This window comes from Agrobacterium sp. 20P9.1.2 (genome assembly GCF_057799395.1).
On record NZ_JBYOKI010000003.1, the window covers coordinates 59,959 to 82,984 of the forward strand.

The window sequence follows — 23,026 nt, forward strand, 5'->3', positions numbered from 1 at the left end:
GTCGCTGTTGCTGGAACTTGTATTCGTTTTCATGCAGAATGTGCAAACACAAAAATGCGCCGGAGGACAATGTATGGCAGGCACTGAAGGCGGGGTGAACGACGAGGAGGAAAAGCCCAAGGGCTTCGACCCCAAATCCGCCGACGCCTATATTGTGCGCGACCCGCAGGCCTTTGCCATGAACGTGGCGAGAGCCCTGGAAAATCTGGGCAAGGCAGCTTCCGAATGGCTGGCACCCAGAGAGCGTGGAGACATTCCGCAAACCAGTGCCAGTCCCATGAGCGATCTGGTCCAGACACTTTCCGACGTCGCCGAATACTGGATGGCGGAGCCGAAGCGTTCGGTGGAAGCACAGACGCATCTCCTCTCCAGCTATTTCGATATCTGGCAGAAATCCGTCTCGCAAATGTCTGGCGAAGCCAAATCCGCGCCGGAACAGCCGGGTAACCAGCGCAAGGACAAACGCTTTGCCGACGAAGACTGGCAGGCCAATCCTTTTTTCGATTTTTTGCAGAAGGTCTATTTCGCCACCGCCAACTGGGCGGAGAAGATGGTGGCAGAGGCAGACGGTTTAGATGAACACACCCGCCAGAAGGCCCGCTTCTACATGCGGCAGGTGACGGAGGCCATCTCGCCCGCCAACTTCGCCTTTACCAACCCGCAGGTGTTTCGCGAAACCGTGGCCACCAGTGGCGCCAATTTGGCCAAGGGTATGGCCCAACTTGCCGAAGACATGGCAGCGGGCAATGGCAACATCAAACTGCGCCAGACCGATTACAGCAAATTCGTCATCGGCCAGAACATCGCCGTTACCCCCGGCAAGGTCATTGCCCGCAGCGATCTTTGCGAAGTCATTCAGTATGCGCCATCCACCGAAAAGGTGCTGAAGCGCCCCCTGCTGATCATCCCGCCATGGATCAACAAGTTCTACATTCTCGATCTCAATGCCCGCAAATCCTTCGTCAAATGGTGCGTGGATCAGGGCCATAGCGTGTTCATGATCTCATGGGTCAACCCAGATGCGCGCCACGCGGAAAAGGGTTGGGACAACTACACGAGTGAGGGAATCGATTTCGCGCTGGATGCCATCGAACAGGCGACCGGCGAAAAGCAGATCAACGCGGTGGGTTACTGCATCGGCGGTACACTGCTCGCCTCCACCCTAGCGCTGCATGCGCAGGAAAAGAACAAGCGCATCCGCTCCGCGACATTTCTGGCAGCCCAGACAGATTTTACCCATGCCGGCGACCTGAAGGTCTTCATAGACGAGCAGCAACTGGCAGCCCTCGATGCGCACATGAAGGCGGTAGGGTATCTGGATGGAGCGATCATGGCCAGCGTCTTCAATATGCTGCGCGCCTCCGACCTCATTTGGCCCTATGTGGTTGATAATTATCTGCGTGGCGCGCAACCGCCGCCTTTCGACCTGCTCTACTGGAACTCCGATTCCACCCGGGTCGCTGCCGCCAACCACTCCTTTTATCTGCGCAATTGTTATCTGGAGAACAATCTGGCGCATGGTCGCATGAAGGTAGCGGGCAAGGTTGTCGATCTCAAGGACATCGAGATACCGGTCTATGATCTCGCCACCCGCGAAGACCATATCGCGCCCGCCAAATCCGTCTTTACGGGAGCCGCATGCTTTGGTGGACCGGTGGAATTCGTGCTGAGCGCGTCTGGCCACATAGCCGGTGTCGTCAATCCGCCTGAGATGGAGAAATATCAATATTGGACAGGCGCGTCACCGGGCGGTGACTTCGACGAATGGCAGGGGCAGGCGAGCGCTCACAAGGGCTCATGGTGGCCGCATTGGCAAAAATGGATCAAGGCGCAGGACAAGCGCAAAGTCGCGGCCCGCATTCCCGGTGATGCCGCCCTGCCCGCGCTTTGCGATGCGCCGGGCACCTATGTGCTTGAATAAGCGCGCAGCGGACACGACACTGCACCATGCTTTTTGATTCTCCCCTCACTTCCGCCACGCTCGTCTCCCGCTACAAGCGTTTCCTGTTCGATGCCGTGCTGGAAGACGGCACAGAGATCACCGGCTCCTGCCCCAATACCGGCTCGATGCGCGGGCTGACGACGCCGGGGTCACGGATCTGGTTGTCCGAACACGACAGCCCTACCCGCAAATATCGCCACATGCTGGAGATGGTAGAGGCGGATGGCACGGTGGTTGGCATCAACACTGGGATGCCCAACAAGCTTGCGCAGGAAGCCATCGAGACCGGCAAAATCCCATCCCTTGCCGGTTACTCTACGCTAAAGCGCGAACAGAAATGCGGCATCAATTCCCGCATCGATTTTCTGCTGTTTGCTACCGGCAGGCCGGATGCCTATGTGGAGGTAAAGAACGTGCATTTCATGCGCGAAAAAGGCCTCGCCGAATTTCCCGATACCGCCACCGCACGCGGCGCAAAACATCTGGAAGAGCTGGGCGACGCGGCGCAGGCAGGATATCGCGCCGTCATGCTCTACCTCATCCAGCGCAGCGATTGCGACCGCCTTCGCATCTGCGGCGATCTCGATCCGGTCTATTCGGCCGCCTTTCAGCGGGCAATGACGCGCGGCGTGGAGGCTTACGCCATAAAATGCAGCGTCTCTTCGTTGGAAATCGTCGCAAACGAGATGGTTGCAATAGACGACTGGTACCCTGCTGCTTTATGAAACGAAGCATTGAAGACAAGAAAGCGGTATAATGGTTACTTACATCGACGCGGCACAGGCACCCATGAAGAATACGGGCGTCATCCGCCTGTATAATGCGGAAGACTTCGCGCGCATGCGCAAGGCAAGCCAGCTGACCGCGCGCTGCCTTGATGAACTGGCCAGCATCGTCAAGCCGGGCGTCACCACCAATACCATCGACCGCTTCGTGTTTGAATTCGGCATGGACAACAACGCCCTGCCCGCCACGCTGAATTATCGCGGCTACACCAAGTCCGTCTGCACCTCCATCAACCACGTTGTCTGTCACGGCATTCCCGATGACAAGCCACTCCGAGAAGGCGATATCGTCAATATCGACGTCACCTATATCTTGGATGGATGGTACGGCGATTCCAGCCGCATGTATCCGGTGGGGCAGATCAAGCGCGCGTCCGAGCGTCTTCTGGAAGTGACCCATGAGTGCCTGCTGCGCGGTATCGCCGCCGTTCGGCCTGGTGCCCGCACCGGCGCAATCGGTGCCGCCATTCAGGCCTATGCTGAAGGCGAGCGTTGCTCGGTGGTTACAGATTTCTGTGGTCATGGCGTTGGACGTCTTTTCCACGATACGCCGAATATTCTCCATTACGGCAAGGAAAGCGACGGCCCGGAAATCCGCGAAGGCATGATTTTCACCATCGAGCCGATGATCAATCTCGGAAAGCCGCATGTGAAGGTGCTGTCGGATGGCTGGACCGCCGTCACGCGTGATCGCTCTCTCTCCGCGCAATACGAACATGCCGTGGGCGTGACGGCGACGGGCTGCGAAATTTTCACGCTTTCGCCCGGCGGTCTGCACCGTCCTGGCCTGCCACCGCTCTGATTTAGAGAACAATGCCGATGGCCAAACATCCCGCCGATCAAACGACAATGTTCAACTCCGAAGACGGCGCGGACAAGGTGATCGGCGGCCTTGCCGAAGATATGGACGAACGCGGCTTCTTTGCCGAGCCACGGCAAGTCTCCAAAAAGATGAAGATGAAGGCGACGCCAACGCCATCACCGGATGGTGACATGGCGCACTACCACGGCCACCGCGAGCGGCTGCGCGCCAAATATCGCGACAATGGCGATGCGGCGCTGGCCGATTACGAGCTGCTGGAGCTTCTGCTGTTCCGGCTTATTCCACGACGGGACACCAAGCCGATCGCGAAAGCGCTGATCGCACGCTTCGGCACCTTCGGTGGCGTCATGGGTGCGCCGATTGCGCTGCTTCAGGAAGTGAAAGGCGTTGGCGAAGCGGTGGCGCTCGATCTCAAGCTCATCGCCTCCGTGTCCCAGCGCATGCTGAAAAGCGAAATCCGCAACAAGCAGGTTCTGGGCTCCTGGTCATCCGTCATCGATTACTGCCACGCCGCCATGGCGCATGAATCCCGCGAGCAGTTTCGCATCCTCTTCCTCGACAAGCGCAATGTGCTGATTGCCGACGAAGTGCAGGGCCACGGCACGGTCGATCACACCCCCGTCTACCCGCGCGAGGTGGTGCGCCGTGCGCTGGAGCTGTCTTCCACCGCCATCATCCTCGTGCACAACCATCCCAGCGGCGATCCGACCCCGTCCCGCGCCGATATCGACATGACCAAAACCATCATCGATACGGCCAAGCCGCTTGGCATTGCCGTGCATGACCACATCATCATCGGCAAGGATGGGCATGTCAGTTTCAAGGGTCTGCGGTTGATTTAGAGCGCTTCCGCCTCACCTCTCGCCCCATCTGTCCCGAAACACCAGCTCCTCCAGCGGCAGCCGCTGCCGCCAGCCTTTGACGGCCAGTTCCGGCTCGCCGTAAAGCGTATCGACCCGCCCGACACAGAGCCATGCGACGATTTCGATGTGCTGCGGAATGGCGAGGATTTCGCGAATATCTGCATCATGAAAAATGCTGACCCAGCCAACGCCGATGCCTTCGGCGCGTGCTGCAAGCCACAGGTTCTGCACCGCGCAGACGGTGGAATAGACATCCATGCGTGGATTGTGGGTGCGGCCGAGAACCACATCGCCGCCTCGCGTCGGATCGCAGGTCACGCAGATGGATAGCGGGGCCTTGCGAATGCCTTCTAGCTTGAGGCTGCGGTAAAGCGCCTGTTGCTCCTGCTCGAACATCTCGGCGGCTTCGGCATTGGCCCGGGAAAAGGCCTGCCATGCGCGCTCTTTGACATCAGCATTGGTGACGAGCGTGAAATTCCATGGCTGCATGAAGCCAACCGAGGGTGCGGCATGTGCAGCCTTGAGCAGGCGTTCCACCAGCTCTTCCGGCAACGGATCGGGCAGAAACTGATCGCGCACATCCCGGCGCGTTTCTATGACGCGGTAGACCGCCTGCTTGTCGCTGTCTGAAAACTCGCACGCTTTTACCAGCGCGTTCTGAAACTCATCGGGCCGCATCGTCAATCCCCAACAATGCACAGGCCGGACGCCGAAAGCATCCCACCCATCAACAACCTGCCGCCGTCCATGCGGTTCGGTCTATGGCATCAGGCCGGTCTTCTGACTTGGCTTCGTCCGCGCATTGCCGCCTTCCCGATTTCTCAGTGGTCTATGGCAATCCGCGTCCACCTTACAGCGTTGGGCACGTCGCGGGCTTTCACCGCGTTCCCGATTCTCCCGCTTGAAAGCAGGCACCTGACTGGCGGCTTTATGACGGCCAGAGCATTGTGACGCAAGAGCCCCCGCTTCATTTCCATGAGTACCGGAACCGCTGCCCGCCCCGCGCATTCTCTTCGCAAATGGAGAACCAATATGGACCACTATAGCGAACTTCGCCAACAGATCGGCCAGGATCTCGATACGCTCACCCGCAAGGAAAGCCCGAAATCCATTTTTGAACTTGCAGAAGATTATCTGTTGGGTGACCCCGCCTTGAAACGGCAGATGGTGGAAGACATCATCAAGGAAGAAGCCGACAAGCGGAATATCGAAATCCATTGATACGACACGCAATATCCGGGACAGGGAACCGACGCGGGTGAAACCATAATTGTGACTGCCATTGTAGCCTTCGCCATCTCAATCGTGGTCGTTCTTGTCGCGGGTATCGCCCTCGCTTCCTGCCACCGTGACAAAATCATCATCAAAATCGCCTCCGCCGCTTTGCGTAAAGAGCCGGACGCAACACCGCTGGACCGTCACTGGACCAATCTCCAGAACGCTCATGCAGAGCGCAATGCCCTGTCTCTCATCCAGTCCAACCTCGGTGCTTTTGCCGCGAGGGTAGAAGCCGCCCGCGCGGCCGGGCGCAGTCTTGATCTCATGTATTACATGTGGAATGCCGATCTAACCGGGCAATTGATGATGCGCGAAGTCATCGCTGCGGCAGACCGTGGCGTGCGCGTCCGTCTTCTGCTGGACGATCTCGGCGTGTCCATCTCAGATCGCGCCTTTCACGCCATCGACAGCCACCCCAACATCGAATTGCGACTGTTCAACCCCACCAAGGCTCGGGAGAACGTCTTCCGGCGCGGGCTGGAACTTCTGTTGCGGTTTCGCAGCGTCAATCGTCGTATGCACAACAAAGCCTGGATTGCCGATGGCCGGGTGCTGATCGTTGGCGGGCGTAATATCGGTGACGCCTATTTCGATGCGGCCGAACAGGCGAATTTCCGCGATTTCGATGTGATCGCTCATGGCGATTGCATCGCGCAGGCTGAAGAAATTTTTGACGATTATTGGAACAGCGCCGTTGCTGTGCCCGTGCGTTCCTTGCTGGCGCGGCGCCCCAGCAAACTCGCGAAACTTCGCCGCCGCATGGATATTCTGGCCTCCGGCAGCGCCGCGCGGCCTTATCTGGCGCAGGTGGAGAGCCAGCACCATTCCGGCAATTTTCTGATGTCCGACAATCTGCATTGGGTGGAGAGTGCACAGGTGGTTGCCGACCCGCCGGAGAAAGCTGCCGGGAAACGCCGCAGCGGCCATAATTTCCTGATGGAAACGTTGCTCCCGGTGATGGAGGAGACTGAGAAAAAGCTGAGCATCACCTCGCCCTATTTCATTCCCGGCCAGAAGGGCGTGGAAACGCTGTCGCGCCTCTCCGCCGAAGGTGTCAAAGTCAGTGTTCTCACCAACTCATTGGCCGCGACCGATGTCGCCGCCGTGCATGCGGGATATTCGCGCTATCGCCGACCACTTCTGATCAACGGCATCAAAATCCACGAACTGCGCTCGCTGGCCGATCATCACAAATCCTTCTCCCTACGCGGCTCAGGCCAGGCCAGCCTTCACACCAAGGCGTTTACACGCGATGGCAAGATCGGCTTTATCGGTTCGCTGAATTTCGATCCACGGTCCATGTCGCTCAACACCGAGATGGGCGTGCTGTTTTCATCCGCTGGACTGGTGGGCGAGATGGAGGAGATCTTTAAGGACGAGACGAGCCGCGAGATGAGCTTCGAACTGACGCTCAATGAACGCAGAAATCTGACATGGACGGGGCTGGTTCGCGGTGAGCCCCGCCATTACCGTCATGAGCCCTATGCCAGTTTCAGCCGCCGCGCTTTGGTCAGCCTCATGGGTTTGCTTCCCCTGGAATCGCAGCTTTAGGAAAAAAGCGCATCTCTGAACTGATCGAATTTCCCGCTCACGCATTTTAGAAACAGTGAAATGCAGGAGACGTATCATGTTCATCGACCCGCCAGAGCCGAAAACCAGCCGTAAAACCGCAGAAATGTACCGCAATGCGGAAGACACTTACGGATATCTGCCGAACATGTACCGCGCTTTCGGCCACCGGCCTGAGGTGATGGAAAGCTGGAGTGCTTTGCTGGTTAGTCTGCGCGGCAATATCGAGCCACGGCGCTATGAGCTGGTGACGCTGGCTGCAGCTCGCGAATTGCGATCATCCTATTGCATTCTGGCCCACAGTGCCGTGCTGGCCCGCGAAGGTGTTTCCGGTGAGGAACTGACCGCCATCGTCTCCAACGCAGAAGATGCGCCGCTGGATGAGCAGGAGCGCGCCATCATGATCTTTGCTTCCAAGGTCGTGCATGATGCGACGTCAATCACGCAGGCAGATATAGACGCCTTGAAGACACATGCTCTGACCGATGCGGAAATATTCGATATCGTCGCTGCCGCCGCAGCCCGCTGTTTCTTTTCCAAAACACTGGATGCGCTGGGCGCATCTCCAGACCAAGCCTATGTCAAAAAGCTTGGTCCGGAACTTGCCGAGAAACTGGCTCTCGGTCGCCCGATCGAGCAGGAGGCGGAAGCCGCCCTGCCCTGATTGTCAGGCGGCCTTCTTGCCGAGAGATTTTGCTGCCTGGATCTGGACCAGCGTGTCCAGATTCTGGTTTACGCGGCAGTAAAACTCTTCTTCGATGAAGGGCCGGAGCATGAAGTCGTTGCCGCCAGCTTTCAGGAAGCGCGCAGACAACAGCCTGTTGGTGGAGGACGATACGCCGATGATGCGAAGCTCGTGCGAGCCGCGCATAGTGCGAATGCGGCGCGTCAGTTCGAAACCATCGATATCAGGCATGTTATAGTCGGTGACAACAAGACCGATATCCTTGTTGTTCTTTAGCAACTCCAGTGCCTTGGCACCGCTTTCCGCCAGGCTGACACGGAAATTGTAGCGCTTCAGGCGGCTAGACAGAAGGGCGCGCGCCGTTGGGCTGTCATCGACAATCAGCACATGGTGGCGATGGTTGGTGAGGAAGCGGCAGACCGATTCCGTCAGCATATCGACGGCAAAGACATTGTCTTTCAGAATGTAATCGACAACTTCCTTGGTGATCAGCTTTTCACGCGTGTCTTCATGGAAGGTGCTTGTGAAGACGATGGTCGGGATGGAAAGATCGATAAGATATTCCAGCGCTTCGCCATTTTCTGCGCCTGGCAAATTGATGTTGGAAATTGCGAGCGTTACCGGCTCAGTAGAATGCTCGTAGCATTCCTGCAACTCTTCGAAGTTACGGCAGACTTCGACAGTCAGGCCCAGCAACTCCTTGAGACGTGCACCAATCATTTGGGTGAAGACATTGGAGTCTTCGGCCAGCAATATTCTTGTGTCATGAAATGGCACGCCAGAATACTGCATGCCCGTAATACCCAGAAAATTCATAGTGCCCCCAAAACACATAACGCTTTGGGAATCACTATAAGTCAGGCTGTTTTCAGAATAATTAATTACAAAAACCGCATTTAAACTGTGGTTACTTATTCACAAACGTTCATTAGCGATAAGTAACGGAAATAGCGGTCACGCCGTCATGCGTCTTAGCGTATCGACAACCTTCTGAAAGTCATACGGCTTGGAAAAGAACACGCTGCGGACGGGCAGATCTTCTTCCTCAGGCCTGTGGTGACCAGACGTCAGAACAATACCCAGCGGTATATCCGTTGCGCGCGCCCAGTTGGCCAACGCAACGCCGTTCATGCTGCCAGGCATATCGACATCGGTAAACAGAACCTCGACATCGGAACGGCTCTCGAGAATTTCCACGGCTTCATCTGCGCCCGATGCTTCTATCGCATCGAAACCCGCATCCTCCACCATGTCTACCGCCATCATACGCAGAAGCGGGTCGTCTTCGACAACCAACACCACCTGCCTGGCGAATGGATTTCTCTGTCCCATTGTTCCGCTACCTACTTCTACATCCGAGCGTCGAGTTCATGTGAACTCTTTACCCTTGGATTGAACAACGTCCCTGTGGGGTGCTTGTTCCTTGAAGACCCGTGGAAACAGGCCTTCTCTAGGTGTTTATGCAGGGTAGCTGGAGCAATCAGAGCGATAGATTAGCGGTAATAGCGTTTACACAGAACGAGTTAGCCCGCCATCGACACGCAGGTTCTGGCCGGTAATATAACCGGCCCCGTCGGACGCCAGAAAGGCAACGGTCGCGGCAATCTCTTCGCTTTTGCCGTAACGCTGCATCGGCACCATTTCGCGCCGCTGTTCCGTTGCGGGCAAGCTGTCGATCCATCCGGGCAGAACATTGTTCATGCGCACATTATCAGGCGCGTATGTGTCAGAGAAGATTTTGGTGTAGGCAGCAAGACCGGACCGGAACACGGCGGATGTGGGAAACATGTCGCTCGGTTCAAAAGCCCATGCCGTGGAAATATTGATGATGGCACCGGACTTCTGCGACACCATGGTCGGCGCGATAATACGCGTCGGGCGAATGACGTTGAGCAGATAGACATCGAGCCCGGTGTGCCACTGCTCATCCGTAATATCGAGAATCGGTGCGCGTGGCCCGTGACCGGCGCTGTTGACCAGCACATCGATGCGGCCGAATTTCTCCAGCGTCAGATCGGCAAGCTTTTGAAGATCGTCGTTGGACTGGTTGGATCCCGTCACACCAATGCCGCCAAGCTCAAGCGCCAAAGCTTCACCCTTGCCGGAGGACGACAAAATCGCGACCTTATATCCATCGGCAGCCAACCGCTTTGCGACCGCAGCACCCATGCCGCTGCCACCCGCCGTTACCACCGCCACTTTTTCTGCCGACATCTTTGCTCTCCCTTGAAATTTGCTGCGAGCTTATCCGGCTTCACCGGCAAACTCGAACCAAAATCATTGATAGAGAGTGCAGAAATCCTGCAAGGCTGTGCCCCTACTTCAACCAACCCTCGATACGCCCTACGGCTTCGGCAATATCCGAGACAGAGCCCGCATAGGAGAATCGCAAGGCGCGATGCCCTTCCAGCGGATCGAAGTCCAGACCCGGCGTGGCCGCTACATCGATTTCCGCCAGCATGCGCTTGGCAAAATCCATACTGTCATTGGAGTAGCGGCTGGTATCAACATAGGCGTAGAACGCGCCGTCCATGGGCGACGCCAACGGAAGGCCGAGTTCCGGGAGACGTGTGGTCAGGAAATCGCGGTTGGTGCGGTAGCTCTCCTTATAGACATCCAGTTCTTCTTCCGCGGAGAAAGCAGCCGTTGCAGCAAGTTGAGAAAGCTCCGGTGCGGAAATATACATGCTCTGCGCAAGACATTCGATGGGACGTATCAGCTTTTCCGGCAGTACCATCCAGCCGATGCGCCAGCCGGTCATGCAATAATACTTAGAGAAGGAATTGATGACGATGGCGTTTTCGCTGATCTCGACAGCGCTCGTCTCATCTCCCACGAAGGTCAGGCCATGGTAAATCTCATCGGAGATGAAAGCGATGTCGCGGCTGTCGCAATAGCTCACCAGACGCTTCAGTGCTTCACGCCCCGTGACGGTGCCGGTCGGGTTGGCAGGGCTTGCCAGAAGCACGCCCTTCAGCTTGCAGCCTGCCTTGGTTTCCGCTCGCTCCAGACTTGCTGGCGTCAGCGTGTAACCGGTTTCGGCAGTGACGGGCACTTCCACGACATTGAGACCGAGGGCTTTCAAGATATTGCGGTAGGCCGGATATCCGGGACGAGCAATGGCAACCGCGTCACCCACATCGAAGAGCGCGAGAAAGGCCAGATTGAACGCAGCAGAAGAACCCGTCGTCACGGCAATTCGGGCGGGATCAACAATCGCGCCGTGGCGATGCCGATAGCTTGTGGCGATGGCTTCACGCAGTTCCCGAAGCCCAAGCGCATCTGTGTAGCCGATGCGGCCATGTTTCAGCGCAAGTTCGGCAGCCTCGAGCGATGCCTTGGGCGCAGCATGCGAAGGCTGCCCCACCGCCATGGAGATAACGGGGCGCCCCGCCTGTCTGCGTCGGTTTGCTTCTGCCAGAATATCCATGGCATGAAATGGCTCAACCGCGCTTCGCTTGGATAAGGTTATCAAAAGCATGTTCTTTCTTGGAAAACTGTCGGAGATTTGCCGTATTATTGCTGTCTTCACAATGACGAGATCGCAACGGACAGATTACTTTGCGATATGGCAATTAAATTAAATTACGGTAATTGCGTGAGATAACAGAATCATCACGCACAACGAATCTATGAGGACCGACATGGCACTTTCGATCAAATCCACGGCTCTTGCCAGCCTGACGGCCCTTTCGACGCTCTTCGTGTCCCTGCCCGCCCATGCGCTGGATGACCAGCAGAAAAAAGAGTTCGGCGCTTTCATCAAGGAATATCTGATCGAGAACCCGGAAATCATGCTGGAGGTTCAGGAAGCGCTTGAGCGCAAGCAGTATGAAACACGAAATGCCAAGGCAGCGGAAGCCGTAGCGGACAATCAGAAGACGATTTTCCAATCCAAATACGACCTGTCGCTCGGCAATCCCGATGGCGACGTGACACTAGTGGAGTTCTTCGATTACAATTGCGGTTACTGCAAGCGCGCCATGAGCGATGTCGACACCATTCTAAAGACCGACAAGAAGGTGCGTTTCGTTCTCAAGGAATTCCCGATCCTCGGACCGGAATCCATGGAAGCTCACAAGGTTTCCAATGCCGTAAAGCTCATCGCGCCTGAGAAATACCCTGAATTCCAGCGCACCCTTCTGGGCAGCAACGGTCGCGCCAATGAGGCGAGCGCCATCGAAGTCGCAGAATCGCTCGGCATCAAGGAAGCCGACATCCGCAAATCCATGGCTGCAAACCCCAACGACGCCCAGGTGAAGGAAGCCTACACCCTCGCCACCAACCTCGGCATCACAGGCACACCTTCCTACGTCATCGGCAACGAAGCCATATTCGGTGCAGTCGGCGCAGTTCCCTTGAAGGAAAAGATTGCCAACATGCGCACATGCGGCAAGGCGACTTGCTCGTAAAGCTACCCTCGCCTTCCCTCATTTCTGACCGGAACAGATGAGGGAAGGGATAAATCCTTGCCGTCCGCGCCCTGCGCAACTCAATAAACCACCCCGAAGATCAGTGCTCAAAAACGGCACAACTGCGAATTCTCCCCCTTAATCAAAAATCAATTTATCTAAATTAGATTATTCGAAAATAATAATTCGGATCAGGGGGCGCCATGAAACATGTGGCAGAAATCATCCGCAATCGTTCCGGTTCAGCGGCGGTCGAGTTCGCAATCGTTGCTCCGGTTTTCATCCTCGTTCTTTTGACCATGATCGCCTACGGCATTTACCTGACGGCGGCCTATGCTGTGCAGCAAGTGGCTGCCGATGCGGCCCGCACTGCCGTTGCCGGCATCAACACGACAGAACGTCAGAGCCTGGCGAAGGACTTCATCGACAAGAGCGCGCTGAACTACATTTTCCTCGACAAGAAATATGTGAATGTCAGCGTCGGCAGCGACCCGGCCAATGTCAACCAGTTCACGGTCACTGTGGAATATGACGCGACGGAACTGCCCATCTGGAGCCTCTACACCTATGCGCTTCCGGACAAGACCATCAGGCGCTTTTCAACAATACGGATCGGGGGGATCTGAGATGCGGGCATCTGTTTCATTGATGCGGCGCCTGTCGCGTGACCGATCCGGCAACATCGCCATCATGGCGGCCATTACCGCACCGATGATAATGGGTGTGCTGGCATTGGGCGTAGATTATGGCTCGCTGACGCTGCAAAAGCGGCAGTTGCAACAGACGGCTGATCTCGCTGCCGTGTCCGCCGCATCTGCTACCAATGCGGAGCAGGCTGTGTTTCAGTATTTCCAGCTCAACAACAAGAACATCGGCGTCAAGACGGCTACCGGTATCCTGACGGACACCGGCACGATCCCTTTCGATGCCACGACCGTTTTTTCCAATCGCGATGGTTACGCCGAAGTCATCAAGGGCCGCTATGTGCCTGACGCCAGCGTCGCAGTCGGCCAGCGTTTCGTGGAAAATGCTACGCCGACCAACGCGGTGAAGGTCAATATTCTTGAAAAAGGCCGCATCTATTTCGCCGGGACGTTCACCACGCCACCTACGTTGGGCGCTGTCGGAACGGCAGCCGCGCAACGGGTTGCTGCCTTCTCTGTCGGGTCCCGCGTCGCCAGCCTCAATAGCGGCCTATTGAACAGCCTGTTGAGCGGGTTGCTGGGAACCACAATCAACCTGAACCTCGTGGACTATCAGGCGCTCGTCGCCGCCGATGTGAATGCGCTGACCATCGTTGATGCGCTGGCCACCGATCTCAATATCACCGCTGGCACCTATCGCGATGTTCTGCACACCGAAATCACCTATGGCAAATTCATCTCCGCACTGACCAAAGCCACAGGCACCAAACCCGTGGTGACGGCAGCGCTGAAGACGCTGGAAAAAACGCTCAACAAGACCACCGTAAAATTGCGGCTGGAACAGGTGCTGGCGCTGGAGCCCATTCTCGACAAGCAGATTGGCAACTCGGAAAACCTCAATGTTCAAGCGGGCATCTTCGATCTTATCACCGCTGCAGCAACTGCGGCCAATGGCGGCAAGCAGGTTGCGGTGGATGCCGGTGTCACCGTACCGGGACTTGCCTCGACCAAGATCACGCTGGCCATCGGAGAGCCGCCTGTCGGCACGCCATCACTCGCCGTCGGATCCCCTGGCACCATCGTCAGAACCTCACAGACACGTCTATCCATCGAAACGAAAGTCGATGGGCTGAAAGCTTTGCTCGGCCTCTCGGTCAACCTGCCACTTTATGTCGAGGTGGCCAATGCGGAAGCGAAATTGACAGATATTCGCTGCAACGCCAATGGCACCGGTGCGGTGGATGTGGATGTCGTTCCCGGCATCGCTGAAATCTCGCTCGGCAATGTCGATACGACCGCATTCAACAATTTCGGAAGAGACCCGCGCGTAACCAAAGCCGCCATCGTGGATTCGCTGGTGCTGAAAATCAACGGTATGGCCCATGTCGATGCGGCCAACATGACCAAAACGAAACTGACTTTCCAGCAGGCCGACATCACCCAGGCCACGGTCAAGACCGCCTCCACCAAAGATATCTCGACCTCTCTCATCAAGTCGCTGCTGAAGAACCTTGACGTCGATATCAACGTCCTCTTCCTCACAATCGGCACGCCTACACTCGTGCAGGCGGCGCTGGCAGAAACGCTCTCCGTGGCAACGGTGCCAATCGACGGTTTGCTCTACAACACACTCACCTTGCTCGGCGTCAAAGTTGGCGAGGCCGATGTGCGGGTCACGGATTTACGCTGCATGCACCCGGCGCTGGTGCAGTAAAAAACCACAAAACAAAAAAAGCCGCCGGATCGCTCCGGCGGCTTTTGTTTGTCTTTCAAAACCAATTAGCCGTTTACAACAGCCAAACGCTTCTCGTCGCGACCGCTCTTCATGCGCTCGGACAGGAGGAAAGCCAGTTCCAGTGCCTGATCGGCGTTGAGGCGCGGGTCGCAATGCGTGTGGTAGCGATCAGACAGCGAATCCGCCGTGACCGTGCGTGCACCACCGGTGCATTCGGTCACGTCCTTGCCGGTCATTTCGATGTGAATGCCGCCCGGATGCGTGCCTTCGGCGCGGTGAATCTGGAAGAAGCTTTCGACTTCCGACAGAATACGCTCGAACGGACGCGTCTTGTAGTGGTTGAGCGTGATCGTGTTGCCGTGCATCGGATCGCAGGACCAGACGACCTTGCGGCCTTCCTTCTCAACAGCGCGGATCAGCTTTGGCAGGCTCTCGGCAACCTTGTCGTGGCCGAAGCGGCAGATCAGCGTCAGGCGACCAGCTTCGTTAGAAGGGTTCAGCGCATCGATCAGCTCGATCAGATTGTCCGGCTGTAAGGATGGGCCGCACTTCAAACCAATCGGGTTCTTGATGCCGCGGAAATATTCCACATGGGCATGGTCCAACTGGCGCGTACGGTCGCCGATCCACAACATGTGGCCGGATGTCGCGTACCAGTCACCGGAGGTGGAATCGACGCGGGTCAGCGCTTCTTCGTAGCCCAAAAGCAACGCTTCATGGCTGGTGAAGAAATCGGTCTCGCGAAGGCTCGGCTGATTTTCAGCCGTGATACCGATGGCCTTCATGAAGTCCATGGTCTCGGAAATGCGGTTGGCCAGCTTGCGGTAACGGTCTGCCTGCGGGCTATCCTTGACGAAGCCGAGCATCCACTGGTGCACGTTCTCAAGGTTGGCATAACCACCCATGGCAAAGGCGCGCAGCAGGTTCAGCGTGGCAGCCGACTGGCGGTATGCATCCAGCTGGCGCTCAGGGTTCGGAATGCGCGAGGCTTCGTTGAACTCGATACCGTTGATGATGTCACCACGGTATGACGGCAGGCTGATGCCATCAGCCGTTTCGATGTTGGACGAGCGTGGCTTGGCGAACTGGCCAGCAATACGGCCAACCTTGACGACAGGAAGCTGCGCGCCATAGGTCAGAACGACCGCCATCTGCAGGAAGGCACGGAAGAAGTCGCGAATATTGTCGGCGCCATGCTCGAGAAAGCTCTCAGCGCAATCGCCGCCCTGAAGCAGAAAAGCTTCGCCTTCGGCAACGCTGGCAAGCTGCTTCTTCAAACGGCGCGCCTCGCCCGCAAACACCAGCGGCGGATAGGTCGCAAGCGTCGCTTCCGTTGCCGCGACTGCCGCCGCGCTAGGATATTCGGGAACCTGCTGGATAGGTTTGTGTCTCCAGCTACCGGGTGTCCAATTCTGTGCCATGTTCTTCACCTGGTTTCCACGCCAACTCTGTCCTGAGCGGCGATCTCGAAAGTTGCGCGGCTTATAGCTTCAAGGACAGGCTTTGCAAAGCCTGTCCTTATGAAGCCTATGCGTTTCAGCCATTTTTGTGCCGATAAAGCGAAGAAAATAGAATCTAAACGATTTAATTTCTCCTTTTGTCGCAACGCAACTATACGCGCTGCCCGTTCCTGATGCGGTAGCTTGGCGAATACATCGTCACCAGTTCTTCCGCAGCCGTGGGGTGGACGGCCATAGTGGCGTCGAAATCGTCCTTGGTGCAGCCTGCTTTCAGGGTGATGCCCAGAAGCTGCGCCATTTCGCCTGACTCATGGCCCAGAATATGCGCGCCAACGACCTTGCGATCTGCGGCGTTGACGATGAGCTTCATAATGGTCTTTTCCGTGCGGCCGGACAGCGTTGCCTTCATGGGGCGGAACTGGGCGCGGTAGACTTCGATTTCCTCGAATTTAGCAGCCGCCTCTTCCTCGGAAATGCCGACAGTGCCGATTTCCGGCTGGGAGAACACTGCCGTTGCGATCAGGTGATGATCCGGCTTGGTCGGGTTGTTCTTGAACTCGGTTTCGATGAAGCACATGGCCTCATGGATAGCGACAGGCGTCAACTGTACCCGGTCGGTGACGTCGCCCAGCGCAAAGATGCCAGGCACGTTGGTGCGCGAATACTCATCCACGATGATCGCGCCCTTTTCGTTGACCGCGACACCGGCGTTTTCCAGACCCAGCCCCTTCGTGTTCGGATCACGGCCTAGCGCCAGCATGACCTGCCCGACATTGAGCGAATGGCCCTGCTTGGTGCGCGCGACGAGACCACCTGCGCCGTCCTTGCTCACTTCCTGAATGACATCTTCAAGGATAATGCGAATGCCCTTTTCAGTCATCGCGGCATGTAGGCCCTCACGCATATCGTTATCGAAGCCATTCAGAATTTGCTTGCCGCGATAGATCAGCGTCGTTTCGACACCCAGACCATGGAAGATGTTGGCGAACTCCACGGCGATGTAACCACCGCCAGCAATCAGGATAGCTTTCGGCAACTCGTCCAGATGGAATGCTTCGTTGGAAGAAATTGTCAACTCGTGGCCGGGCAGCGAAACATGCGGGTTGGGTGTGCCGCCAACCGCAATCACGATGCGTTCTGCCGTTACCGTCTTGCCGGTTTTCGTCAGCTTCACCGTATGGGCATCGACCAGTTCAGCGCGGCTGTCGAAAATATCGGCCTTCGCGTTTTCCAGCCCCTTGCGATAAAGGCCTTCGAGACGTTCGATTTCCTTGTCCTTGGCAGCAATCAGTTTTTTCCAGTCGAACGTGCTTTCGCCCACGGTCCAACCATAACCGGCAGCATCTTCAAAATGCTCCTGATATTGCGAGGCATAGACGAACAGCTTCTTCGGCACGCAGCCTCTTATGACGCAGGTTCCGCCGTAGCGGTATTCTTCCGCAATGCCGACGCGCTTGCCGAGAGATGCTGCCACACGGGCGCTGCGCACGCCGCCGGAACCGCCGCCGATAACGAAAAGATCATAATCATAAGATGTCATGGAAGAGCCTCTGATAGGAAAGACGGCTGCAAGCCATCCCGTTTGGCATTCATATAGGTGGTGCAGCGCACAAATGAAAAGCCCGGACTGTTATCCGGGCTTTGAAAAATTCTGACACTGGTAAAAAGGATCAGGGCTTTGGCTTGGCAGCCGGTGCCGCTGGAGCAGGCGCTGTTGCGCCCGGTGCACCGCCGGTGTTGGCGCTGTTTGCAGGCAGCGGCTGAAGATCAGCGCCGGCTACCTTTTGCAGTTCGGTCATGCTCGACGTGTTGAGATCGCGGTTGATGCCAGCGGCCCAGATGTCGGCAGCCTTCATCAGTTCGCGCGTGGCAATCGGGCCATCCTTCAACAGCTTCTTGCCAGCTTCGCTGCTGTAGAAGGTCGAGATTGCCTTGAGCTCATCCAGCGAGAAAGCGCGTGCATAGGTCAGCGCAGCTTCGCGCTCCAGATCGGCGCGGCGCGGTGCAAGTTCCAGTGCCTTTGCATCCACAGTTTCAGTGATCGCGTCCTGAACATTCGGCGAAGCCTGAATAAGCTCGGCCTTCAGGCGCTCTGCAAGACCCGGCAGAATGTCGTCGAAACGGTCGGTCACGCCCAGAGCGGCGATTGCCTGCTTTGCAGCGGCAACATGCTCCGGCGAAATTTCCTGTGCGCGCACGGCAGTACCGAATACGACGCCGGAAATGAGGATCGAAGCAGCGGCAGCTTTGCCCAGTCCCGCAAGTTTGATCATGAAATCTCTCGCTCCTGTTATAGTTTCGCCTGCATTACGCGGGCGCCATCCGGCCCGGCGATAATGGCAAGCGATGCCAGATTAATGAAAAGTCCGTGCTCGACAACACCGGGTATGGTGTTCAGCTCGCGTGCCAGTGCTTCTGCATCAGGAATACGGCCAAAAGATGCGTCGAGAATGAGGTGTCCACCGTCCGTTTTGAAGGGGCCATCCTCCAAAGAACGCAGCTTCAATTCGCCTGAAAGGCCAAGCTTTGAAGCCAGTTTTTCGATAGCGATGCGCGTCGCGACCTGACCGAAAATATTGATTTCGATGGGCAGTGGAAACGCACCCAGCGTGTCCACCACCTTGGTCTGGTCGGCAATCACAATGACGCGAGACGAGGCTGCGGCCACGATTTTTTCGCGCAGCAAAGCGCCGCCGCCGCCCTTGACCAGCCGCAAGGCGTGGTCGACTTCATCCGCACCATCAATGGTCAGATCCAGTTCCGGCAATTCATCCAGAGACTTGAGCGGGACGCCCAGTTCCACGCACAGACGCGCCGTGCGCTCGGATGTCGGAACACCCTGAACCTTCAGGCCGGACGAAACCTTTTCCGCCAGAAGCCGGACAAATTCTTCCGCCGTGGACCCGGTACCAATTCCAAGACGCATTCCGTCTTCGACATGGGACAACGCCGCTTCTGCGGCCTTGATCTTCATTTGGCGGGCATCCATGCGGCTGCAAACTCCGGGTCTAATCCACTCGATCCGCGCTTCGGACCTGCTTTTGCGGCCTGACGCTGGCGTGCTGTTTACACGGGTCGAATAGCAAACGAAAGCCCTTTTCGGAACGCAGCAGGCGACGATTCAAAGGTTTCGTTGCAAATGCCTGCGCCTTTGCTTAGCCTTGCCGAAGATAGACAGTTCATCATGAGGCATTCCTTGACTTCTCCCCTCGTCATATTCGATCTCGACGGCACTCTGGTCGATACCGCACCCGACCTGATCGACAGCCTGAATTACGCCATCGCAGCCGATGGCCTTGCGCCTACAACCTTTGCTGATCTCACCCATCTGGTCGGCCAGGGCGCACGCGTCATGATCAAGCGGGCCTTTGCCCTGCGCAACAAGCCGCTTGCCGACGACCAACTGGAGCCGCTTTATGAGCGCTTCATCGCGCACTACATCGAGAAAATGCCGGGTGAAAGCGTGCCTTACCCGGGCCTAACCCAAGCGCTGGACAGATTGTCGAGCGCGGGCTTCACGCTGGCCGTCTGCACCAACAAGACGACCGTCCTAGCACTTCCACTTCTGGAAAAGCTTGGCCTAAGCAACCGTTTCAGGACCATCACCTGCGGAGATACCTTCGAGTGGCGCAAGCCGGACGGACGCCATATTCTTGGCACCATTGAAAAGGCTGGCGGCGACCCCGCCAAAAGCGTGATGGTGGGCGATAGCGGCAACGACATTCTTGCCGCCAAGAACGCCAATGTGCCCTCTATCGGCGTGACTTTCGGTTACACGGACGTACCGATGGCCGAACTCGGACCAGACGTGACAATCGATAATTTCGATGAGTTGGATGCGATGCTGATCGAACGGCTCATGTCGAAGCGCGTAGCCGCAGCCTAAGGGCAAGCTCCGCTCTCAGTCATACCGGGCTTGCCCCGGTATTCAGCAGCCACATCTCCGCGTGGCTGTAAACATCACGAATAGAAATGTTTGGTCGGGAGCCTGACTGACGTCAGCAATCAGTCGGCGTCGCCCGCTGAAATATTCTGCGCCAGCGATATGGCGACGCGTCTGTCGTCTTCCGCTGCCACGGAGAAAGCCTGTTCCTGCAGGTTCTGAATCCACTTGCAATTGGCGACAGAACATTTGTCCAGCGCAGCCGTCATGAACGCGAGCCCGCGCACGGTCTGGCCTTCTTGAAACAGAAGATTGCCGAAAATCGACATAGCACCGGCATGACCATGCTTGCGGGCCTGGTTCAGCCACTTCTTGGCCTGCTGCGCATCGGCACGACCGCCCTCGCCTGCCAGAATCATCTGCGCCAGTTCAAACTGCGCTTCAGCAACGCCGAAGGTGGATGCTACCTGGAAATAAAGCTGGCGGGCCTGCGACAGATCGGTCTTCACCGGACTGCCCGGAATGCCGTGGCGATAATAGTCAGCCAGCGACAGAAGCGCGTTCACGAAGAAACCCGTATCCTCAGAGCCGGGCTCTACGCCCTGGCTGGCAATTTCGCTGTAAATCTTGAAGGCTTCGAAGTCGTTTTTGGTCACGCCATCGCCGAAGGCATACATATTGGCAAGCGCCCAGCGCGAGCCGGTGTGACCCTTTTCAGCCGCGTAACGATAAGCCTCGACGGCGTCTTCCTTCTTGCCGCTCTTGTAGGACTTGAAGCCAAACTTGAACAGGTCGAAAGGGCCGGATTCCTTGGTCACGCCGGAATTGATATCAAAAGCCGCAGCGGGCATTGCAAGCGTCGCAAGCAATATTCCCGTACACAGCGGCTTAAAAACGTTGATGTCACATTTCAGCATTTCAACGGACTTCTCTCACTCTTCCCGGCGTATAGCGAATACTTACGCAATACTGCAAAGCCAATTCACGCCGGGCTGCGATTTTAGAACACACTGCGTCTTTCCAGCCGCACTTTTCATCGTGCTGCCAGTGATCATTTGCGGCGGTCGATCAGTATTTGCATGAAGACAGATATAGGCGCCGTTTCCGGCAACATAACGGCGTTTGAACGCCTGAAGGATTCCTCCAAGCAAGACGGGCAAGGCAATTCCCGCCTTTACTTGCTTAGACACTGAATCCACACCTGTTTTCACATTAACCACTTCCGCAGAACCACTTTCGAAGCCTGCATATTCTTCCATTTCCCGCGTCTTCGAAGACAAACAAGCAACTTGTTTGTGGCGGGAAATGGACAAATAAGCCCGCATTCTTACGCTACGTGAAGGTTGCAGAAATATGTTGCCAAATCGTCACAATATTGCGGATAGGCAACAAAAAACCCGGCCGCGAGAGGCCGGGTTTGCATGATGCAGGCACTGGTTAGAACTTCACCTTAACAGAGGTGGACACAGCAGCCACCAAATCGTTACCGAAGCTGTACGAGGCGTCACTACCATAAGAGACACCATTTAACACAACAGGTCCTGAGCTACCACTGGTTAGGATACCGAGAGCACCAGCGAGGCGAAATTCGACGTTTTGATTGGGCGCATAGGAAACGCCAGTACCTACGGTCCAAGTGTCTGTCTGAGTACCAAAGCCCTGCGAAGTACCACGATCCCATGTCAATGTGACCGCACCGCTCCATTGTTCGTTAAATTTATGTCCGACACCGCCGGAGACGGTCCAGCCATCTCGATAGCCTAGGTCGAGAGATGTTGCCGCAACGGAAGGATTACAAAGCGCTACCCCAGCAACAGAGCAGAAGAAGGGAATTTTTCCGAACTGGCTCCAGTCAGTCCATTTTACTGAACCCAATACAAGCCAATCAGGTGCAATACCGCTCTGGAATTTAAACTCTAGAGAATCTGGCATTGCCTGAGAACCGTACACCGGTAACAAAGGAAGTCCAAGCTGTGTCAGGTTAAGCGTTCCAGTGATGTCGTCCAGCTTTACTTCACTGTTGTAGACCAAACTGGCTCTAAGCGCGTATTCTGGAATTTCGTATGCTACCCCGGTGCGCCAACCCCATCCGTCAGCCTCGAGATCTAAGCGTCCAGTGGCCGTCGGCGTCACTTGCCGCTCTTTAAAACCCGAAAGCTCTTGATAAAACCCTCCGCCAATCAAGCGCAACTGGCCTTTGCCAAGATCAAACTTGTAGGAGCAGGTTAAAGCATAATTATCACTTTCGACTTTCGTTTCGATATTCTCTCGACGCCCAGCCCAGGTGTTGCCGGGCTTGGTATGCGCACCCCACGGCTGCGAATAGTCAGCCATACAATCGACAGCATCGCCAAAGCCCGCTTTTAAACCCACTCTGGGCACCCAGTAATTTTCAGTGTCGTCAGCTGTTGACCCACCTCCAAATGCGCCAGTCGCATTCTTGAGCTTACGCTGAGGTGCAACGAACGTCGCAGCCGATTCTGCTGCAAATCTCGAATTGTCGAAAAGCAGGTCAATATTATATCCACCACGCTCCAAACCGCCCGCGAAAGCAGGTGTCATCGATGTGATACCGACAGCAAGGCCCAAAGCGCCACTAATAATACGATTTTGTGTTGCCATCTCTCTCCCCAATCAAGGCAATGTCGTGACGGTGAACGTGCAGGGCTTTGAAACAAAAGACAATCTGCCGCAGCGGACCGGGTCTTTTTTGCAGTGCGAAAAATTGTTACGTAAGATGCTGATCAACATGGTCTCATCGTTTCTATTTGGATGATTATTCTAATGATTTTGGATTAATACGTTTCAAAATAGAATGATATGTCAATTGCGCGCGTAGGTGTGACCCCATGACCACATCCACAATTTTCACACGCAAAAGCCGTGATTTTGCCCGCTTGAGGCGGACCCGCCCGAACCGCCTTCTCGATTGTGGAGCACGGGCAAA

At 56.3% G+C, this 23,026-nt stretch carries 23 protein-coding genes and 1 riboswitch; of the genes, 11 read left to right on the forward strand and 12 right to left on the reverse strand.

Annotated elements, in window-relative coordinates; translation table 11 throughout:
• Positions 1-73 precede the first annotated feature (73 nt).
• Genes AC27VJ_RS09705 through radC form a run of 4 tightly spaced genes read left to right on the forward strand, consistent with a single transcriptional unit; the run spans position 74 to position 4,392 of the window.
• Positions 74-1,921 carry a PHA/PHB synthase family protein gene (locus AC27VJ_RS09705; RefSeq protein WP_488683858.1) on the forward strand — a complete coding sequence of 616 codons (1,848 nt, stop codon included), beginning with the start codon at positions 74-76 and terminating at the stop codon, positions 1,919-1,921.
• 26 nt (positions 1,922-1,947) lie between these two features.
• The gene (gene sfsA, locus AC27VJ_RS09710; RefSeq protein WP_488683859.1) at positions 1,948-2,667 is read left to right on the forward strand and encodes a DNA/RNA nuclease SfsA; all 720 of its coding nucleotides are present in this window, start codon (positions 1,948-1,950) and stop codon (positions 2,665-2,667) included.
• Positions 2,668-2,698: 31 nt separating this feature from the next.
• Positions 2,699-3,529: a type I methionyl aminopeptidase gene (gene map / locus AC27VJ_RS09715; protein ID WP_488683860.1), complete on the forward strand. Its 831-nt coding sequence runs from the start codon at positions 2,699-2,701 to the stop codon at positions 3,527-3,529.
• Between the two features lie 17 nt (positions 3,530-3,546).
• Complete coding sequence (gene radC, locus AC27VJ_RS09720; protein ID WP_488683861.1) at positions 3,547-4,392, forward strand: RadC family protein; 846 nt, start codon at positions 3,547-3,549, stop codon at positions 4,390-4,392.
• Positions 4,393-4,404: 12 nt separating this feature from the next.
• Here radC and bluB read toward each other — a convergent pair whose 3' ends face one another.
• Positions 4,405-5,091: a 5,6-dimethylbenzimidazole synthase gene (gene bluB, locus AC27VJ_RS09725; RefSeq protein ID WP_488683862.1), complete on the reverse strand. Its 687-nt coding sequence runs from the start codon at positions 5,089-5,091 to the stop codon at positions 4,405-4,407.
• A 75-nt stretch (positions 5,092-5,166) separates the two neighbouring features.
• Positions 5,167-5,347, reverse strand: a riboswitch (cobalamin riboswitch).
• A 98-nt stretch (positions 5,348-5,445) separates the two neighbouring features.
• Here bluB and AC27VJ_RS09730 point away from each other — a divergent pair.
• The 3 genes from AC27VJ_RS09730 (at position 5,446) to AC27VJ_RS09740 (ending at position 7,924) form a co-directional block, all read left to right on the forward strand.
• A complete protein-coding gene (locus AC27VJ_RS09730; RefSeq protein ID WP_113088146.1) occupies positions 5,446-5,634 on the forward strand; it encodes a hypothetical protein in 189 nt (62 codons plus the stop codon).
• 51 nt (positions 5,635-5,685) lie between these two features.
• On the forward strand, positions 5,686-7,242 hold the full coding sequence (locus AC27VJ_RS09735; RefSeq protein ID WP_488683863.1) for a phospholipase D family protein: 1,557 nt from the start codon (positions 5,686-5,688) through the stop codon (positions 7,240-7,242).
• 73 nt (positions 7,243-7,315) lie between these two features.
• Positions 7,316-7,924 carry a carboxymuconolactone decarboxylase family protein gene (locus AC27VJ_RS09740; protein ID WP_488684328.1) on the forward strand — a complete coding sequence of 203 codons (609 nt, stop codon included), beginning with the start codon at positions 7,316-7,318 and terminating at the stop codon, positions 7,922-7,924.
• Positions 7,925-7,927: 3 nt separating this feature from the next.
• On the opposite strand, the gene AC27VJ_RS09745 is transcribed toward AC27VJ_RS09740, so the two are convergent.
• The 4 genes from AC27VJ_RS09745 to AC27VJ_RS09760 all read right to left on the reverse strand — a co-directional run bounded on the left by AC27VJ_RS09745 (position 7,928) and on the right by AC27VJ_RS09760 (position 11,420).
• Complete coding sequence (locus tag AC27VJ_RS09745) at positions 7,928-8,761, reverse strand: response regulator (protein WP_488683864.1); 834 nt, start codon at positions 8,759-8,761, stop codon at positions 7,928-7,930.
• A 138-nt stretch (positions 8,762-8,899) separates the two neighbouring features.
• Positions 8,900-9,277 (reverse strand): response regulator, encoded by a 378-nt coding sequence (locus AC27VJ_RS09750; RefSeq protein WP_488683865.1) that lies wholly within the window; start codon positions 9,275-9,277, stop codon positions 8,900-8,902.
• A 177-nt stretch (positions 9,278-9,454) separates the two neighbouring features.
• The gene (locus tag AC27VJ_RS09755; RefSeq protein WP_488683866.1) at positions 9,455-10,159 is read right to left on the reverse strand and encodes an SDR family oxidoreductase; all 705 of its coding nucleotides are present in this window, start codon (positions 10,157-10,159) and stop codon (positions 9,455-9,457) included.
• A gap of 103 nt (positions 10,160-10,262) precedes the next feature.
• Positions 10,263-11,420: a pyridoxal phosphate-dependent aminotransferase gene (locus AC27VJ_RS09760; protein ID WP_488684329.1), complete on the reverse strand. Its 1,158-nt coding sequence runs from the start codon at positions 11,418-11,420 to the stop codon at positions 10,263-10,265.
• 169 nt (positions 11,421-11,589) lie between these two features.
• Here AC27VJ_RS09760 and AC27VJ_RS09765 point away from each other — a divergent pair, with 169 nt between their 5' ends.
• The 3 genes from AC27VJ_RS09765 to AC27VJ_RS09775 all read left to right on the forward strand — a co-directional run bounded on the left by AC27VJ_RS09765 (position 11,590) and on the right by AC27VJ_RS09775 (position 14,715).
• A complete protein-coding gene (locus tag AC27VJ_RS09765; protein WP_353575806.1) occupies positions 11,590-12,357 on the forward strand; it encodes a DsbA family protein in 768 nt (255 codons plus the stop codon).
• Between the two features lie 203 nt (positions 12,358-12,560).
• Complete coding sequence (locus AC27VJ_RS09770; RefSeq protein ID WP_113088138.1) at positions 12,561-12,983, forward strand: TadE family protein; 423 nt, start codon at positions 12,561-12,563, stop codon at positions 12,981-12,983.
• Between the two features lies 1 nt (position 12,984).
• Entirely contained in the window at positions 12,985-14,715 is a 1,731-nt protein-coding gene (locus AC27VJ_RS09775) for a pilus assembly protein TadG-related protein (RefSeq protein WP_488683867.1), read from the forward strand.
• Positions 14,716-14,780: 65 nt separating this feature from the next.
• Here AC27VJ_RS09775 and AC27VJ_RS09780 read toward each other — a convergent pair whose 3' ends face one another.
• From AC27VJ_RS09780 to rpiA, 4 genes are all read right to left on the reverse strand, one after another.
• Positions 14,781-16,157 (reverse strand): class II 3-deoxy-7-phosphoheptulonate synthase, encoded by a 1,377-nt coding sequence (locus AC27VJ_RS09780; protein WP_113088136.1) that lies wholly within the window; start codon positions 16,155-16,157, stop codon positions 14,781-14,783.
• Between the two features lie 190 nt (positions 16,158-16,347).
• Entirely contained in the window at positions 16,348-17,736 is a 1,389-nt protein-coding gene (gor, locus tag AC27VJ_RS09785; protein ID WP_488683868.1) for a glutathione-disulfide reductase, read from the reverse strand.
• Positions 17,737-17,866: 130 nt separating this feature from the next.
• Complete coding sequence (locus AC27VJ_RS09790; protein ID WP_488683869.1) at positions 17,867-18,469, reverse strand: DUF2059 domain-containing protein; 603 nt, start codon at positions 18,467-18,469, stop codon at positions 17,867-17,869.
• Positions 18,470-18,486: 17 nt separating this feature from the next.
• Entirely contained in the window at positions 18,487-19,185 is a 699-nt protein-coding gene (gene rpiA / locus AC27VJ_RS09795) for a ribose-5-phosphate isomerase RpiA (RefSeq protein WP_113088131.1), read from the reverse strand.
• Positions 19,186-19,392: 207 nt separating this feature from the next.
• Between rpiA and gph the strand changes: the two genes are divergently transcribed.
• Positions 19,393-20,082, forward strand: coding sequence for a phosphoglycolate phosphatase (gph, locus tag AC27VJ_RS09800; RefSeq protein ID WP_488683870.1), 690 nt, complete (start codon positions 19,393-19,395; stop codon positions 20,080-20,082).
• Positions 20,083-20,201: 119 nt separating this feature from the next.
• Here the strand turns inward: gph and exoR are convergent, their stop codons facing one another.
• From exoR to AC27VJ_RS09815, 3 genes are all read right to left on the reverse strand, one after another.
• On the reverse strand, positions 20,202-20,996 hold the full coding sequence (gene exoR / locus AC27VJ_RS09805; RefSeq protein WP_488683871.1) for an exopolysaccharide production regulator ExoR: 795 nt from the start codon (positions 20,994-20,996) through the stop codon (positions 20,202-20,204).
• Positions 20,997-21,038: 42 nt separating this feature from the next.
• A complete protein-coding gene (locus AC27VJ_RS09810; protein WP_488683872.1) occupies positions 21,039-21,338 on the reverse strand; it encodes a hypothetical protein in 300 nt (99 codons plus the stop codon).
• Between the two features lie 178 nt (positions 21,339-21,516).
• Positions 21,517-22,701 carry an OmpP1/FadL family transporter gene (locus AC27VJ_RS09815; RefSeq protein ID WP_488683873.1) on the reverse strand — a complete coding sequence of 395 codons (1,185 nt, stop codon included), beginning with the start codon at positions 22,699-22,701 and terminating at the stop codon, positions 21,517-21,519.
• Between the last annotated feature and the right edge of the window lie 325 nt (positions 22,702-23,026).